Origin of the sequence: Rhodococcoides fascians A44A, assembly GCF_000760735.1 — a bacterium.
GTDB lineage: Bacteria > Actinomycetota > Actinomycetes > Mycobacteriales > Mycobacteriaceae > Rhodococcoides > Rhodococcoides fascians_E.
In genome coordinates, this window is the sequence record NZ_JMEX01000007.1 from 149,801 (window position 1) to 168,394 (window position 18,594).

An 18,594-nucleotide genomic window follows, 5' to 3' on the forward strand; every position below is an offset into this window, starting at 1 on the left:
TCCTGCGAGCCGCAGAAAGAAAGGACTTGTCCGTGCCCATCTTTGACTTGGCTGCTGACGGCTTGGTACCGATTATGCGGCAGTCGATTGGTTCTGGGGTTTACGAGAGCGAAATCGAAGAACTTCTTTGGAACAACATTGAAGAAATCACGGGAGATAATCTCTTTCGTCTGGCACGGCAACCGCAGATCCCCGGGGGTGGTAGACCCGATGTCGTCGCCCTCGACAAAACTGGGCGTGTGGTTGTCATTGAAGTAAAACGTGATGTTGACCGTAATCAGCTTGCACAGGCGCTGGAATATGCGGGCTGGGCAAGGCGAAGCAATCTCGATGAGCTTGCGGGGCTGTATCACGGGAGCCCGGAGAAGTTCTGGGACGATTGGAAAGAGTTCACCGACTCGGAGACCTTGGTCAGGGTCAACACAGACTCCCGTCTCGTCCTTGTTGCGAGGAACTTCGACGCAAGGACGTCCGAAGCGCTCGCGTTCTTGACAACACACGGGGTTCCGATTCAACTTTTGCGAGTTTCGTTCTACGTTGACGAATCGTGGAGGCGATTTCTCAACGTTGAACTGGAATCCGAGCCGGAGGCAAGCCCGCCCGGATCAATGGTTGTAGATGCGAATACGCAATCGGTGCTCGCGAGCCAGTCGGATTTCCGGGAAATTTCTCTGACGCAGGTCGCGAAATCGCTATCGTGTCCCGTTGATCTTGTTTGGGTCCGACCAAGGAAAGGCGACCAGTTCAGTGCTGTTCTGAATGACGACGGACGAATAGCTTTGCCAGACGGCCGCGTCTTCATCAGCCCGTCAGGCGCTGCTATTGCCGCTGCGGATGTCGTGTCCTATGACGGTTGGTACGCGTGGCGTTTGCCAGACGGGAGGACGCTCAACGATGTCCGGCATGAGATAGCAGAGTCCTTGTCGGACGACGGCGGGGTCGTATAACCGCCACCTGCGGAGCGCGACAGTTGTCGCGTGTTGGAATTCCAAGAAAGGAAGTGGATCGATATGTCCTCAAAGTACGCTATGTCGCTCGATGCGAATGCTCTGCTGCTTGTCTTACATCTGCCTGATCCACCTCCGGGGCATACTTCGCTGAGGAATCATCTCGGCTGGCAGGATTCGACCTACAGGAAAGCGAAACAAGAGCTGGTTGACCTCGGCCTTGCTGTAGTTGGCCACGGAGGAAGTCTAAAAAGGGTCTTATGCCCGGATGGGTGGACAGAGCCGGCCGCGCGCACGAGGGAAACCGAGCCCTGGGAGTTTGTCCCGGCCGTCACGAAAGAGGCGGTTCTCTACACACCTTTTGTTCAAACCCTGGGTTCGAGCTGGACAACGGATCGAAATCCGGAATTAGCAATGGCGGTGCACAACACGGCGCACTCAGGCTCTAGACGGACGGGTGGTAAGTGGTCGAGGCCGGACGCTGTGGCGCTGTGGGTTCGGCAGTTCACTTACGTTCCGGGCGATTTCCTCGAAGTCTCGACCTTCGAAGTCAAGCCTTTCAACAACATTGATGTTCTTGCGGTCTATGAAGCAATAGCTCATCGACGGGCTGCCACTCACGCCTACGTCGCCATCCACGTCCCGGCGCATCTGTCTAAAGCGCTACGGAATCGAATCAAGGAAGTTAGGTCTGTTGCTGCTGCACACGGAGTAGGGCTAGTCCGATTCGCCGACCCAGCGGACTACTCCACGTGGAAAAACGTTCTCGACGCGGAGAGGTTCGACCCTGATCCTGAAAGGCTGGACTCTTTCATCAGCCAACAGCTTCCACGGAAGACAAAAGCATCGATCCTGTCTCGCTTGGGCAAAGCTGTCGCAGATCTGGATCCTTCGGACGCCAAAGAAAATGTTGAAATAGATGAAACTCAGCAATCTCGGGTTGGTTTCGAATGATGGCGTCGGTGAAGCCTAAGTCAATCGAGTGGATGTGCGATGGATGTGGCATGTGGACGAAAGTGCATTTCAACGTCTATCGACTGCACTACCACAATGATCCTGCGGGAGCGTTGTGTGAAAGGTCGCGGACAAGGATCGATTCTGACGTGGAGCGGACGTTGATAGATCAAGCCGCGTATCGTACTCGTCGGCGGCAGCAGCCCCTAGCGAAGGCGGCCAAAAAGGCGAAACCCATTGCGGAACTGTACAGCGACCGCACTCCAAGCTCGAGCGTGCGGGCAGTAGGCGGTGGCAGCCCGGGTTCAGGCAAACGTCAATAGCTTATTAGGCTGCCGGGCCACCGTGCCAGCGGTACTTAGGCTTCCGTTGCCGAGTTGAGCAACTCCGACCTCCGCCCACTCCATGTAACTACGAGCTCGTCTCGCGCTCGGCTCGCTGCGACGTACAGTAGTGATCGCTCGCGCAATAGAGCCTCATCACGTTCCTCCGTCGGAACGGAACGAAGAGTAGCCGCAGACGGGACATGCGTGCTGTCGATGCCCGCGAGGACGACTCGCGAGAACTCCATGCCCTTCGCCCGGTGCATGGTGAGCACCTGCACGTGATCGGGAGACGCGGAATTGTTGTCGAGCGCGCGGGCCTCAACCCCACGTTCACCCAGGGCCCGGACGAACTGGCTGCGATCGTTAACACCGCGGGTCAGAACCGCGATCGTGGACGGGTCGACTGGAGGTGAGTCCGAACCTTCTGCAGGCGTGATCCAATTTCGAACCAGCTCGGCCACCTTGTCGAGTTCGTCTGCAGGATTGGTGCATTCGACGAACTCTGGGTTGGGACCGAGCCGCGCAGATCGGTAGCCATCGGTCGACTCTTCGCCCTGTTCGAGATCTTTGTAGTCGGCCCCGGACAGGATGCTCACCGCAAAGTGAAGGTTCTGTGCTGTGGTCCGGTAGTTGAGAGTGAGGCGCTTCGATCGACCTACGATCTTGATCCCGAACCGAGACAACACAATCGGCTGACCATAAATTCGCTGGTGTGAGTCCTCAGCGATGAACAAGTCGTTTGTTCCCTCTGCGACGAGGTTGCGCAGCAACGCCCAGTGCGTGGCATGCAAGTCCTGGGCCTCGTCGACAAGCACATGATCTGCAAAGAAGTCCTTACCCGCTTCCACGCGTAGCCGCAGTTGTTCCGCGGCGAGCGCCAGGACCTCAGGGAAGCTGACGCTCCCGTCCATCCGGCTTTGCCTGCGATACGCCTCCACTAACTTCCACACAGCTATCCGCTGAGGTCGGCTCAGGCGTACGCCACGGCCAGGACGTGCGACCTTCGCGTACTGCTCGAGAGTCGTCACCTTATTCGCGAGAACTACGGCCACATACTCGTTTTCGAGAAACCCCGGCGTCGCGAGCTTCGAGTCGAGACCGCTACTTACTGACTGCGCAACGTCACGCCAAACTTTGTCGCTATTGGTGCGGTTCTGACTGAGTTCGGCACCGCGGTAGCCCAAAACATTCTCGGCTGCGTCGGCAGTATCACCCGCTTGGTTCAACGCAGCGTTTCCGAGCGCATCGATGCCACCAACGTAGATACCGCTGTCGCCAAGTCGATCCGCGATCTCAACAGTGGGGTCGAGGCTCAGCAGAGCTGATTTCAAATCCGCTGCGAGAGTTCTGTTGTAAGTGGTGAGCACAATCCGTGCGGTCGGGTCGGCTTTCGCGAGACGTCGCGCACGGTGTATCGCGACGACGGTCTTCCCGGTTCCCGCTCCACCTGACAGCCGGAACGGGCCGGTTGGGTTCGCTTCGACCCATCTCCGCTGTTCGGGGTGCAAGAAGGTGCGCCAGGCCGCAAAGTCGCCACCTTCGATGACGCGGCGAAGCTCCTCGTCGTCCTCGACGAACGTAAACTGCATCTTCGATGCAGGCTGCTCGAGAGCCTTCAGGATCTGCTCGTCCTCATCGAGATCTTCGTCAATCGGGTCTTCGACGAAGCCGTGCTTCTCGCGGATGGAGTCGATGTGCAGGCCGGTCGCCAGGTCAAGAAGCGCGCTGCCCTGCCAGCCAATAGCATTGGCCGCGATGTCGAGCAATACATCCTCATCCGTCGCCGCGTAGGCGCGTTCCGCGAGATCCTGGTCGAGGCCGAGCCGTTCGGTGAGATCTCCGAGACTGAATCGCTCGCCGAGGAATCCTCTTGGTTGTGTCTTCACCGCGCGGTTCAGCTCACCCCGCGGGTCGGGAACGACCGTCCGCTTTTTACGGTCATCCTCGCCGTCGAGTTCGCCGATGATCCCTTCGAGAACACCGTTGATCGGGTTTACCCGCAGCCGCGAGCGTTCCGCAAGCTTATTGGCTTCGTCGTGCGGCCATGTGCCCATGTAGATGAACGTTGGGTCGTCGCCCAACTTGTCGTCCACTTTGAACAGAATCGCTCGGAAGTGCTGGTCGACACGCCCGGTTCGGACGCGGGGGTCGACGGCAGCATTGATTGGCTCTATATGAAGTCCGGGGGTGGCGTGGTTGGCGGAGAGCTTCTCGATGAACGCCCACACCTTGTCCTTTGTGCTCTTTTCGAGCTTCCGCATCGCTTTGGTGTTCGATGCGATGACCAGGTTCGCCACTTACGCCACTCCGTTCTCTATCGCTGCCGCAATTTCCTCGGCATCAGGTGGGCACAGCGTCCATCCCGCTTCGAACATCGTATTCGTCAGGTGATCGTCGGGGGCAAACAGCACGCCGATGCGGAGATCCCTCCACGCGAAGTCCACCACCTCACCCTCGTCGGTCTCGAAGCCAACGGTTGGTACCGGCAGGTCGGTCGCAGCAAGCGCGACTACCAGCTGCTTCTCGGCGTCGGACACAGTAGAGTCGAAGACCGCCTTCCACTCCGGTGTGAGCTCGGCGTCGTGCTTCGCGGCGGGACTATCGGCACCTGCTTCGAGGAGGCTACGGGTGGTAACGAGATGGTTGCTGCTCAGTCCCAGCCAGTTCGACAGCCGCAACCACTCCTTCCACGCCCGACCGTCCAGGATCTCGAGCTTTTCGTCACGGTCGTCGACAACGAGGACGGCGTTGATCTTCCGGGTGCCCGGCAGCATGGCTGCTGTGACCGCAAGCGGACCGTCTAAGTAAGACCAACACATATCGGTTCCGTCGCCGAACGAGACGGGGCTGCTGTCGATCAGCGAACGAGCGTTGTCCGCAATGGTCGCACCGTCGCCCTTGGTGCGGTTGTCTGAGCGCACCAGCGCCATCGGCAGCCATCTACCAAGGGACTCCCATGCATCGCGGTCGGGGTCGGTGATGAACGAGAGCAACGTGGTGATCGGGTCAGACTCCAAGAGTTTGACGATCGAGGGACGAAGGTTGCCGGCTTTCATCGCATTCCCGGCGCCCGCGTCGGTGAACCAGGTCGGCGTGGCGTTCTCGTTCGATTTGAAACGCTGTAGATCCTCGTGACCGAACGACCAGACCAGATGTCCACTGTCGCGCAGAATCTCTCGTTTCAAGGCGTCGTCCGCAATTCGATTGCAACCTGGAACCGCGTGATACTTCCGACCATCCCCAAATATAGCGATGCGGGGGACCTCAGAATCGGTTGTGGCCAGCTCGAAGTCAGGTTTCGAGTTCGCCATGTGCACCTGTGGCGTGAGCTTCCAGGTTCGAATCTTCTTGCCTGGCAAAATTATCGTCGCCGAAGGTCCGTACGTGCCAGGTGTCTCCTTCACCGTGGCGCCCATGGCGCGGAGCCGCGCGACGAACGCGACGTAGAACTCCTTCTCTAGCGGCGATTCCTCACCTCCAATGGGCGGCTTCGCCGGCTTCTCGGTTACCGCTTCGAGCCACCAAGTGCGGTTTGGATCTGCCTCCCCGTCGACGCCGAGCAGATCATTTAGGACGCGCAACGCTGTCTTGCGTGACACCTTGTCCAGTTCGTGCGGCGGCGCGAACGGCAGCAAGCACTTGTGGCAGGCGAGTCGGTCGTGGTCCGCGCAGCCACAATCCCGCACGACGGTTCTTGCAGCATCGAGCACTGCCCACACCTTGGCTGGGTCGGCGAACTCAGCAAGATAGCCGGTTCCGCCAGGAACAGTGTCGTGAATAAGTAGTGCGCGCTGGCTGGGTGCGTACAACGCGTCGGTGATGGTCGCAACGTCCAGGTGTTCCGGCGAGCCACCGATCACCTGCCGCAGCCCCAGCAACATCGCGGCGCTGAGACTGGGGTGCGCGAAGACGTCGTATTCGAGCGAGCGCGGTAGATGCAACAGCACGCCCTGCGTCCGGAGAGTTCGTGCGAGCGCGATCTCTCGGACGTGCTCTGTTGTGGAGTTGCGGTGCCGGCACCAAGTTCTGTGCTCGTAACGGTTGTTGCGGCCCGCTGTTCGGTCGAGCTGACCGCAGGACGAACACACCCGGAACAATCCAGTCGTGGTGTCCTGCCCCGCTATGGTGCGTGTGCCGCCCTGGGAGGTCCGACGACCCATGTTCAGCCAACGAACGTCAATGCGGCGCAGGTACTCTGCACCGAACTCGAGATCGTCGACGAACCAGGCACGGTCGACGTTGACCGGATCGACATCGGCTGCGGTGACAACGGTGAACGATTCCTTGTGTCGCTCGTCGCGCGAGTCGTTGATCGACGCTTCGTCGCGGCGGACTTCGGCTGACACGCGAGCCATTTCGACCACAGGCAGTTGCTGGCTGACATCGGCGATTGCTGTGGTTTGGCAGCGAGGGCACGCGGTCACCGTTGCCGGCTCCTCCCCAGCGAGCGTGATTCCGGCCCAGCCGCATTGTGGGCACAGCCGCCAGGTGTGAATGTTGGACTCGCCCGCGCCGAGGTCGACGGCATCTATACGGGCGGCTAGGCCTTGCGCGTAGAAAGTGGCACCTGGCGCGAGTTCGGTGAGCGCGACGCGCGATCCACGTTGGTAGCTGGTGGCTTCTCCCATGTACTGGTTGGTGTCAGGGTCGATCCAGGTGACGCCGACATCGAGGGTCACGGAATCGTCGAGCAGCGTGTAGTTCGGTAATACGCCATAGCGTTCCAGGACGCTGATCCAGTAGTCGTCAGTGAGGTCGTGGATTTGTCCTCCGAGCAACCGAAGCGAGCCCTGCGCGGCGCGGAGGTCGCGTCGATCGTCGTCGGTCGCTGCGGGCGAAGCTGCGCGGCGTTCGAACTCTGGCATCTCAGCGTCGACGGCGGCCCGGCGTTCCGTGAGTTCGGTGAGGTCACGGTTCCAGCGGTGCACGGCCTCTTGCAGATCGGTCACGAGTCCACTTAAGCTTCCGCGGGCGTCGGGTGTTGCCCAGGTATGTAACGACTGCCGTGTGTGCTCGTCGAGGACACCGGAGAACTGCTCCAGAAATCCACCGACAAGCGTGTCCGCGTTGTGGCTTACTGCTGAGAGAAGGTCCGCCATCCAAGTTCCCGGGTCGAAGCTGCCCAGTACCGCCCTCGCTCCGCGTGGGGCAACGGTATTGGGGTCGCGGGCGAGTCGGTCGATGACGTGGGCTACGTACTGGCGCTGCAGAATCTCTTCCGCGGTGAGAAAGGTTGCAGGCGGGCGGACGTCACCCTGAATTACCGACGTCGGATCGTACAACTTCGGAAGATGCTCTCCACGACCACGGACGAACGCCAGCACGAGTGAATTACCTGTGAGGCGTCCCGCGCGTCCTACTCGCTGCACATACGAGGAGACCGTACGGGGCAATGAGCCCAGCATGACGGTCGACAGGTCCCCGATGTCGATTCCCATTTCGAGAGTGGGGGTGGCAACGAGGACATTGGGGGCTTGAGGATCAGAACCACCGCGTTTAAACGCAGTTTCGTACCCGAGTCGGGTTGCGGTTGGCAGGAGGGAAGTGTGCTCGCGGGCGACGACGCGTTTCATCTCGGAACTGTCGTAGAGACGACGGTAGAAGTTCTGCGCTTTGGGGGATCGCGCCAGTACTCCGGGGCAGCGCACGAGAAGGCACGGAGCGCCATCGAGTTCGTCGATGACGCGCGCGCTTCCTGGGGTGGGTGTCTGGCAAACACTGCAGGAAAGCAGGTGGCGACCACTTAGCAAGTCCTCGTCGGAAGGAGTCGAGACTACAACCGCGGTCGGAGGAAGGGAGTACGCGGTCAGTCCGCTTTCGGTGAGCACCGCCGAGAGCACTCGTTGTTCGGCCAGTACTGAGAACAAGGATCGAGCGAGGAAACTGCCGTCGAACGGCGACACGCCGAGGCACTGCGATGCCCACCGCGCGTACCACGACGAGGCTGCCGTGATCGCGTCAAATCCTTCTGGGACAGAGCGTGATCCGACTGCGGGGAAAGCGGGAGCGGGACGGCCCTTCGGAAACGCGGGCATGCCCTCGCCCCGCGGGCGCGCACCCCACACCCAGCGTCTGTTGGCGTCCTTCTCTACGAATTTGCGCAACCACGGATGTTGGATGGCACCACGAGTCCGGACGCGTTCGACGGTGCCACGCACCCACCTGGTGACCGCGGCCGAATGGGGTGCAGCGAGGGTGAGTTGGTGTTCTGTCGCGTTCAAAGCCGCACGGCCGAGACGGACCGGGCGTTCGGGACCGCCGAGGTCTACTTCGGCCACGGCGCTCCCCGTAAGTTCAAGGGTGCGACCGAGTCGCGACTGCAAACCGAATTCGAGGTCGATATCGAACTCCAAGCGGCGCAGTACTTTTTCTCTTGCTTTGTTGCGAGCAGTGGTCGTTGCCTCTGGCTTCCAGAACGCGACGAACTCGTCGTGTTCGACGATGTCAGGGGCGAGAAGGTGGTAGCGGCGTGACGAATCGTCGCCGGCACGAGAGACGATGGCCTCACAGAGTTCCGACAGACTGAGGCTCGAATTTCCGATAGCACTGCGCACTGTGGAGCGCAGGCTCAGGGTGTGCGAACGCGCCTGCACGAAGCCGGCGCGGTGGGCAGCATCCTGCACGCTGTCGGTGAACATCAACGCCTTCTTTTCGTCGGCGTCGAGTGTGGCGTCACCGAACAGGTTCGACAGCGTCACCGACAATTGAGTCGCGACGGCGCTACCGAGAAAGCGGATGCCGTCGGTCACACCACAGGCCGGGCACATGTCATTCTTGGAGTCTTCTTCGACACTCTCGCCATTCAGGACGAGGACGGGCAGTACTCTTCCTTCGAGCTCGTCGGTGCTGTCGGAATCCGGTGCCGAGTCGGTGATTTCGCGATCGTCGATGTGGAACCAGCGTAATCCCTCGATCTTTGTGTCCTCGCGCGTGTGAGCGAGAAGCGCCTCTGCCGGCGCGGATATGAGCGCGCGGAAGCGCGAGGCCCCGGCTGCGTGGTCCGCACGAATCGACTCGTCGGTGACGTCAAGGGTACGACCAGTCGGGGCGAGGCGGGCGCCCCACCCGGATCGACCGCAGTGCCGACAGTACAGCGCCGGCAGGTGCATAACGTCGCCGTCCTCATGAACTCCGTCGTCGGACCAGCGGTAGGAGGTGTTGGTGGCGACGGCCCGGTCGATCCGGGAGAGCTCCCGAATCCAGACGTGCACGTCAACATTGAGCGCTGCGCGACCGACCTCAGCGCGAAGGTGGGAGAGTGCAGCAAACAGGTAGTCGAGGAACCTTTGCTGTGAGGCATGGAGGCGGCGGTGATCGCGCTCGGCTACGGGGACCTCGAACAGGGCGGTGGCAAGGTCGGCGAGGGAGATCGCGTTGGTGGCTCGGTCGAGGAGCCTGGCCAGCAGCGGGTGCGCCTTTAGCAGGTGCAGCTGCTCGACGGGTTCAAGGTGACGCAGGTCTGTGGGGTTGAGGCGACGGTCGGTGTCGAGGTCGTCGGCGGCTGCAAATAACTCGGTCCGCTCGAAGACCTCTGCGCGTTCGAACAGTTCGGCGAGCACTGCAGTGGTCAGTGACGCGTTGCTGGGCGAGCGCGTGGCGAACTCGTCGAGGCGTCCGGCGGCGTCGGTGACGGCGGGGGAGATCGGCCGATACAACCGGTCGAGGGCGGTGTCGCGGTCGGCGAGCCAGTCTGCGACGGTCAGTCTTGTTTCGCCGACGACGGCATTGGCGTCGAATTGTTCGCCGAACACTGTGTGCGCGAAGTCGAGCATGGCGGTGGGTTCGGCTTTGGAGCCGAGGGTAGCGGAGGTCGCGACGGGGGTGATTCGGCAAAGGGGGCGGGCGTGATCGCTCTCGGTGACCGGACAAGCATCGGTCCAATGCGCTTTGACGGTGAGGCCGAGGCGGCGCAGCAGCATGGCGACGTCGGTGCCCTGTGCGCCGTCATAGGTATGGAACTCGTCGAGCACAACGTACTGCAGCGAGTCCGCGGAGAGACGCCAGATGTCGGCCCGGTCGGGATGCAGCAGCAGATGGTCGAGCATCTTGTAGTTGGTCAGCAAAATGTCCGGGGGAGCGGCATGCATTAGTGAGCGGTCAGTGATGAGTCCGTCTTCGGAAACCCTGGTTCGACCACCGGTGGACTGCTCGCCGGTGTAGAGGCCGGCGGAGACACCCGATAGTTCGGAGTGCTGGGAGATGAGCCGGGCTAGGCGTTCTGCCTGGTCGTTGGCGAGCGCATTCATCGGGTACAGAATGAGCGCCTTCATACCGGTCACGCCGGCAGCTTTGGCCCGCAGCACGTGGTCCAGGATTGGGTAGAGGAACGCCTCGGTCTTGCCGGATCCAGTGCCGGTGGTGACGAGCGTCGGCTGAGGACGGTCGTGGAATTTGGTGGACAGCCGTTCGAAGGCGGCGGCCTGGTGACCATAGGGGGTGAATCCCGGTGGCCACCAGTCCAGGTGCATGCCCCAGTTGCCGCTGGCCGGGGCGAACGGCAGGCGTAGGCGGACGAAGGGTCCCTTGAACATGCCGGTGTCGGAGTGACCGACGAAGTCTGACAAGGCGGCCTGGGCGTCTGGGTCGGTAAGGGCGAACGTCGTCGAGAGGTAATCGGTCAGGCCCTCACGCAGATGGTGGGCCTGGAGAGTGGGTAGGAGCGCTCCCATGGTCGACTTCTCCTCGGTACGTGTTGGTTTCGGTTACAGGTGGTCGGTGGTGCGTTTGCCGATTGCTGCGCTCGCAAAGAAGCGGAAGACCTTCGCAATCCACTTCACCGGTCACCTATGATCGCGACCACAACCCAAGGCAAGCTGACTAGGTGTTCTCGAAACGGCTAACGAACTCCGCATAGGCAATGCGCATATCCCGTTCGCGTTCGACGAACGCGAACGGCGCACGATACGTGTATGAGACTTCGCTCCCGGGATGCGTCTCAACCCGCTCGAACCCTTCGGTCGGCTGCCCCAATTTTCGCCACGCTTGCAGTACGCCTGTCGGCACAATGCGCCCGTTGTCGTCGAAGGCCACCTGTTTGCGGTCGTAACCTGCGAGCACTGGAAACTGTGTGCGATAGATCGTACAGAGTTCCTCGGCAGTGATCCCGAGCGAGATTGCGACAAGGACATCAATCTCCAACAATGCTTGCCTACGCAGGAGGGCCCGGCGGAGCGGGACGCCCGGTGACCAAGTCGGCTCAGGCGCGGCGAGGGGCCACTCCATCAATACGGGATGCGTATCGGTCCACGAGTCCTCAAGAAAGTCGTAGTGCCACGAGGCAGAGAACAACTCCGCATAAGCATCTGTTAGGCAGTGCAGACGAAGAGCTCGTAGGACGAGAGCGTTGCGTGCCGCTGCGTCGTCCGCGAACGGCATACGCTCGGCGACGTTGGCCCGAATGTTGGACTTTGGCGCAGATCTGACGCTGAAATCGGAAAGGAGGCTGGACATGAAGGCGTTTGCCAGCGGGATAACCGTGATATCAGAGTCCGGTGCGCCCGCGGAGTAAATGCCGTCGACGTGGGCAGCGCCGGGTGGAATGATCGCGGGAATCAGAGTGCGCTCCCCGGTGTTGGCAGCTTGGTTACGCCACGCAACCCTGTAGAACTGGCGTGCCGAAACTGAATTCTCTGATTCGGTTTGCCAACGGGTATAGGCGGCGTCATAGCGGGACCGGTCTCCCATGGGTTTATAGGACGTAATTGGGACGGCGTCAGCGGGGAGGGACTCCAGGTCGACTGAGGTCCAGTCGAGGTGATTTCGCATCGTCTCATTGGGGCTCTTGTAAAACGGGTTCCCGACATAGAGGTGAGGTCCCTGGAGAATTACGTCGTCCCATGAATCCGCCCGCCCCCAGCGGGCGCTGTAGTACCCCTTTGCCTTCGTCGCATTATTTTCCATCCAGCCCAGCGAGAACTGGAGATTCAATGTCTCGATACGCGAGGCCGCAGCAAGCTTGGCTAGGACGTCGGCAGACGCGCGATTGACGGAGTAGACCATCCGGGATTGGTCGACTGGGGTGCCTGCCTCCTCAAGTGCGGCGTGCCACGTGCCAAGAGTTTCGATTGTGACATAGACCAGACGGCCGGAGTGCGGCCGCAGGTCCCAGTTTCCGTCGGGGTCTTTGATTCCCGGCTCGGTGCCTGAACCGTCATGTTTAAGTGACCGTTCGGCGGTGTCGGGGTGATATAGCGACGCTGCCTGGACGAAACTCGGCGATCGATGGCTTCCATAGACGTTGACGCCGAAGCGGCGCTGGTTCTGAATCTCGAAGAGTTTCAGCTCGTTGATGAACTGCCAGTGACGGCGCAGCCGGCGGTAGGTCTCGGCGCGCAGGCGGCCGGCCTTCTCGTCAGTGAAGTGCGACTCGAGATGAATGAGACCAACCGAGCCTGTTGATTTGGCATTTCGCCAGGTCAGTTCCATGAAGCAGCGATAGAGGTCCGCCCGAAGTCCGATCTGCAAGGGATAGAGCTGGGGAGACGATAATGCTGCGCGCACGGCCAAGGTTTCGGTGATGGAATCCAAAACGAAGTCGCGCATCCCAGGTAGGTTCAACGCAATCTCGACATGCTCAGCGTCCTCGCTTTGAGTCGACTTTGCCTTAAGTTGCCACCAAGGGTCGCCCTCGGCTAGCAGCTCATCGATATTGACATCCGGCCGAACCCACGGCGGATTTCCGGCCTGCAGGTCGAACCCGCCGCGCGCGAAAACGGGCGCGAAGTCAAGTTCCCAGTGGAAGAAGCCCTGCGTGTCAGCAATGCCGGCAGCGACCGTCAGCCAGGGGAAGCCGTCGAGCGCCTTCTCGATCGGCAGGGCCTGCGCGAACGTCCTGTCGGTGTCCTCCGCTACATCCAACTCCTGCCAGTTCACGTCACCGGCGAGGCTGGTCTGACCGTACTTCTCGAACTTCCCGGCCTTCGGCGGCACACCCAGAATCGCTTCCAGGCCACCCACCCACTGATCCCAATCCGGCGGCTCGATCTCCGTGGTCAGCGGCCAAGACCAGATCGCGCACCACGCATCCATCGCCCGGCGCAGCCGGCGATACGCGCCGTCCTCGTCGTGCAGCACCCGCTCGATCTGCTCGCGCGTCACCGCGGACGTGTGGTCCACCGCCTCCGAACCCCACACTTGAATGTCACGTCGGATCTCCGACTCCGCGATCGTCAACCTGCGAAGTGTGAACTCCCACAGCGTTTCTACCCGCTGTGTGATCGCGGTGAGGCGCTTCGTGATGTCCTTGCTCGGCGACTTGCGGATCTCGTTGCGCCACAGTCGCAACTTCTCACGCTTGTCCGGTGCGTACGTCTTGGCCTCGGCAGTGTCGATCACCGCGCACCAACCCTCCGACGGCAGCAGGAAGTGATGGATGCCGGCGCCGATCTCCTCGCCGATCGGCACGTCCTTCGCCGGGGTCTTGAGCCACTGCTTCTTCGTAAGCAGAGTCGGTGCGTACACCGTGCGGCGTGCACCGATCAGCGAGTTGCCGCGACGGAGATGCAGACCGAACCACGGGGCCTGCAGGCCGGCGACCATGGTGTCGAGCCACAGCGAGATCTCCGCCAGCTCGACGGCGGTGGCGTTGAGGTCCACCCCGTACACCTGGTGAAGCGCGATGTGAGCCTTGACCTTCTGCAACTCCACTGAGTACTGGTCAGCGTCGATCAGCTCGCCGAGGTCTTCCTGCTTGCGCTTGAGGTACTCGGCGGCGAGCTGGCGGACCGCCTCGATTGCGAACGCGCCTGACCCCAGCGCGGGCTCGCAGATCGTCAACTCGAGAATCTGTTGCGGTGTGGTCCGCTCGTCGTTCTGGTCCAGCAGTTCCTCGAGTGCCTGCGAGACAACGAACTTCGTCAATACCTCGGGGGTGTAGTACGAGGCCGACTGCTGGCGCTCGCGGCCGGCTAGCCGAAACACGAACGCGCCCCGGCGATGTAGAACCGGTTTTTCTTCGCCGGTTGCCTCGTCGACCGCGCGCACGAAGTCCTTCTCGTCCAGGTGGTCGGAGCGGTCCACCGGAACTACCCACGAACCTTTCTCCGGGTCCCCGTTCTTCGCGACCTCGTACAGGTCTTCCTCAGCGAAGAACCCGGTGTAGCTCATTAGGCCCTCGTACACCGCGCCGAGCTGGTTGATGCCCAATTCCGCGTAGGAAATGAAACCGCGGTCGGCGCCCTTGCGCCCCTTGGATTCTTTCGACAAAAGCAGGTGTTCGAGCACACGCTGCGTGGCCTCGTTGCCGAGACTCACCTCGTCGATCAGTGCGGTCGAAGCGGGGGAGAACAGATCCGCGCGCAGCGGTTGGAATTCGAGCCCCGGCGCGGGGTCGTCGGGGTTGTCGTCGCGGACGGCCGGGGTGTGGCCGCGGTCGACGAGGCGGAACAGAGTCGCCAGCGACTCGTACAGATGCGTGCCGGTGCGCGCCTGCGCCGACACCAGTTCCGTGAGCGTCAGCTCGCGCATCCGATCGAGACCGTAGCCCTCCTCGTACTCCGCGGCGCCAGTCGGCAGCACCCGCATCTCCGGGGACGCCTCTGCATACAGCAAAAACAGGATCCGGTACAGGAACCGTAGCGAATGCTTCGCGAGATCCTGCCCGTCGATTCCGTCAAGGGTCAGGCCCTTTTCGCACCGCCGCTGGACTACCTCGTTGGCGATGATCTCGATGGACAGCCGGATGCCTTCGCGCAGATCCTTCGACACTCCGACGGTGTGCTTGACCGAGTCCTCCAGCACCCGCGTCCACCAGATGTTGCCGTCCGCGTCCGGCACCAGGGCCTGCTTACCGAACATTGCGGCGACGCGGTCGATCTCGCCGCCCCTTGCCTCGTGTCGGCGCTCGGTGACGACGAGCAGATCGACAGCGAGGTAGCGACCTTCAGCCCAGCGCTCGCCCTCGGCGAGCAGCAGCCACTGGCCGGCCTGTACCAGGACGAAACTCGGCGGCACGTCCGAACGGAACGCTGCAGAGATAGCCTTAGATGCGGACTCGATCGGCTTGCCGTCCTCGATGGCCGGGGTGACAAGCAGGCCGGTGTCGGGATCGAGAAGGTCCTCGATCGATGTGACCGGAAGAGCCCTCAAAAACAGCACACTCGCGATGCCGTCGAGCTTCGCATCGGGGATCTCCAACTCGGAACCCGCGCGCTCGGCTGTGAACGTGGCCAGGGTCGCCGGGTAGCCGAACGTGGCACGTGTCAGGGCGTGGGCCTCGCTTGCAGAGTCCGGGTTCTCCGCCAGCCCGGCGAGCGCGGTCTGCAGATCTTTCGTCGCAGCGAGTAGGTCGTCGCGGACCGTCGCCCGGCCCTCTTTCTTCTCTGCGTCCCACATTTTGCGGAGCTCGAGCACCTTGCCGTGGAACGACTCTTTGACCGAGTCGGTGGTGAAGTAGTGCTCGCTGATCCAGTCTTCGCCGATGACGATGGAGTCGAAGGAAGCCACGACTACTGGTCCTTTCCGTTGGCGGGGACGATGAGGAGCAATGGTCGCACCAACTGCTGTGTGGGAGCGAGGGATTCGGCGAGCCGCTGCTCCTCTGCGATCCGTCGGGACAGGGAATCGACTTTCTTGCGTTGGCTACCGAACAGTTCGAGTTGCTCGGCACCCGAGTGCCAACGGTGTGCGCGTCGCCGCCACCTGTCCAGCCGCTCGGTCGCAGCGGACTCCTGGGCGTCGAGCACGATCTGCATCGCCGTCGTCGCCTCGTCCACGGCGATTGGCACAAGCGCTCGGTACCGATCGGCGTCGGCTACCGGGCCCGGATTCGCCGACCCCGGCCGTAGCCCCGTGTCGGCGGTGAGGAAGTCGAGATCCGCGCGCGTCGCTACGAGACAGAAGGCTGGGTTGTTTGGATTGGGGAATTCAGCGGTCGAGAACACTCGCGAGATTAGTTGTCCACGCCGGTTCATCAACGTGCCCATCAGCAGCACTGTCGGCGAGTCGACGTCACCTCGGATGACAAAGATTTGGTTGCGGCCTAGCGCGCTTAACGCGCGGTCGCTCGCCCAGTCCAGCACCGGATGCAGCGGGCCCAGGTAGTGCGCCTCCGGCCACGTCGTACCCGACACACCCTTACCTTCCTTGGCTGCGGCGAGCTGGGCGTTGCCGACTTCCGGAGAGGTCGCGAGGGTAAGGCGTTCGAGCACCTTTCCGTGCTGGAGATAGTTCTGCGGCAGCTGTCCGAGTCGCTGGCGCAGATCCCTCGGAGGCGTCAGCTCCGCGACAGCGTGGTTCGCATGAACGGTCCAGCCGATGCCGCCGGCCTCGATGCTCGCGTGCGGTACGTCGTTGAATGCGGCCTTGAGCGCCTCGTCGAGGTAGGTTAGGTCGTCGGCGTAGAGGCTCTGCCGCGGCGCCTGCGGTAGAGCGGCGTCCGGGGCATCGTCGGCGGTCTCTTCCAGGTCGAACTGAGCGAAGAATGCGTCCAGGTCGTCGCCGGCGGCCACGTCGTCGACGTCGCGGATCTGCTCGTCGAGGGTGGACTTGCCGATGAGGACGTCGCGGATCGCGTTCTCTTCGTCGGACACCGAATGCTTGCCCATCAACGACGCGACGTCGCCGAGGGTGCCGTGCGCCTGGTTCTCGCGTTCCAAGAGCCGCGACAGCACCCGGAGATCGCCGGAGAAGTCCGAATCAGATGGTTCGAGGATCAGCGACGAGATTACCGGCGGATGCTGTTGCCCGTATCGGTCGACGCGGCCGTTGCGCTGCTCGATCCGGATCAACGACCACGGGATGTCGAAGTGGATCAAGTGGTGGCACTGCGCGTGAAGGTTGACGCCTTCAGACGCGACATCACCGGTTACCAATACCCGTATCGGAGAGGTTTGCAGCTTGAAGTTGTCTACGATCTCCTGCTGTTCGACGTCGGAAAGTCCGCCGTGCAGCATCGCAACGTTTTCGGCCTTGAGACCCAATGTCTTCGGCAAATGTTCCTTCAGCCATCGCAGCGTCGCCACGCGCTCTGCGAATACCACTGCGCGGGTCGACGACTTCGCCCCAACTCCGATGTCCTTCAGCCGTACCACCAAAGCGGCTTGCTTGCCGGCCGACTCGTTCAGGGCTTGCGTGTTCAGCTCGTCCAGGGTTGTTAGGGCGGCTAGCTCGTGCGACTGAGCTGGAGTGCCGGCGTCGAGCTTGGCGCGGCGCTGCTTGATCGACTCCGCAAGCGCAGCGGGGGAGGAGAGGAACGCTTTCGCCAGAGTCCACGGGAACAATGCCTTGGTCTCACCTGAATACGGAGAACCTCCGTTGGTGGGATGGAGCCATACCTGGGAGAGCTCTCGAGCAACAGCGTCTTCCGCTACGGACGGTTTGACGAGCTTGTGGACTGGTTCTGCACGCTCGGCCCAGTCGCTGCCGACCTCCGCCGCGACTTCGGGGTGATGTCGGTGGCGGCGTATGAGTAGTGAGGCGACATCTTCCTTGGTGAACGTGCCGTCCGGCGCGACCGCCGTTGGGTCGAGCAGTCGAAGCAGCTCCGCGAAGGACTCTTCCTTGCCGTTGTGCGGCGTCGCCGACGCGAGAATCAGTGCCTCGGTATTCGGGGCCAGAACACGGGCCAGCTCGTTGTTCTGTGTGCCGACGTTCGTCAGGTTGTGCGACTCGTCGATCACCACCGCGTCCCAGTGCTGCCGCTGTAGGTGCGCCTTGTAGCGAGGACTCTTCAGGGTGTCGATCGAGATGATCGCCCGCTTGAAGTATGTGAATGGGTTACGTGTCGCTGGCAGCTTCTGTCGCACCTTCTGGATGCCCGCCGAATCCAGCCGCACGAACGGCAACGCAAACCGGCACCACAGCTCGTGTTGCATCTGCTCGAGAACGTGCTTCGGCGTGACGATCAAGATGCGCTCGCCGCGGCCTCGCCGAACGAGCTCGGACAAGATCATGCCGATTTCAAGGGTCTTGCCAAGACCTACCGCGTCCGCGATCAGGATGCGCGGCCGAATGTGCTTTGGATCGAGCGCCTTCGCAACTGCGGCTCGCTGATACCCGAGCGAGTCCGCAAGCATTTGCGTTGACACCGTCAAAGTCTGGTCGCCATAGGGGAAGGGAGTCTTTCTCAACAGCGACTCCAGCCACAGCCGAGAGTCACGGTAGCCCGACGACGCATCGGCGACCACCTCGGCGTCCCGCGGGTCCTGCACCTCGATCCGGTCAAGGCTGGAGTAGAACGTCGCCGTCGTGTCCTTCACCAACTCAGTCAGGCCACGGACCTTGACCAACCAACCGTCCGAGCCCTGCTCAGCGGACGTGACCAGCCACTCTTCGTCACGTACCACCACGATCGATCCTGGGGCGACGTTCAGTTCGGCGATCGGTGCAGAAATCGTGCGGCCCTCCGAGTAATTGTGTGTGCTAGGAAA

The 18,594-nt window shown here is 61.8% G+C and carries 6 protein-coding genes; 2 read left to right on the forward strand and 4 right to left on the reverse strand.

What is annotated here, in order from left to right:
- The first annotated feature begins 32 nt into the window (after positions 1-32).
- A complete protein-coding gene (locus BH95_RS11130; RefSeq protein WP_157773059.1) occupies positions 33-947 on the forward strand; it encodes a hypothetical protein in 915 nt (304 codons plus the stop codon).
- 30 nt (positions 948-977) lie between these two features.
- Positions 978-1,901, forward strand: a complete 924-nt coding sequence (locus BH95_RS28750) for a hypothetical protein (protein WP_157773061.1) — start codon at positions 978-980, stop codon at positions 1,899-1,901.
- Between the two features lie 358 nt (positions 1,902-2,259).
- Here the strand turns inward: BH95_RS28750 and BH95_RS11140 are convergent, their stop codons facing one another.
- The 4 genes from BH95_RS11140 to BH95_RS11155 form a co-directional block, all read right to left on the reverse strand.
- Positions 2,260-4,524 (reverse strand): 3'-5' exonuclease, encoded by a 2,265-nt coding sequence (locus BH95_RS11140; RefSeq protein ID WP_037182157.1) that lies wholly within the window; start codon positions 4,522-4,524, stop codon positions 2,260-2,262.
- Positions 4,525-10,896, reverse strand: a complete 6,372-nt coding sequence (locus tag BH95_RS11145; RefSeq protein ID WP_037182158.1) for a DEAD/DEAH box helicase — start codon at positions 10,894-10,896, stop codon at positions 4,525-4,527. It abuts the gene before it with no gap.
- Between the two features lie 148 nt (positions 10,897-11,044).
- Complete coding sequence (locus tag BH95_RS11150) at positions 11,045-15,670, reverse strand: DNA methyltransferase (protein WP_037182160.1); 4,626 nt, start codon at positions 15,668-15,670, stop codon at positions 11,045-11,047.
- 2 nt (positions 15,671-15,672) lie between these two features.
- Positions 15,673-18,510 (reverse strand): helicase-related protein, encoded by a 2,838-nt coding sequence (locus BH95_RS11155; protein WP_080738011.1) that lies wholly within the window; start codon positions 18,508-18,510, stop codon positions 15,673-15,675.
- Positions 18,511-18,594: the final 84 nt, after the last annotated feature.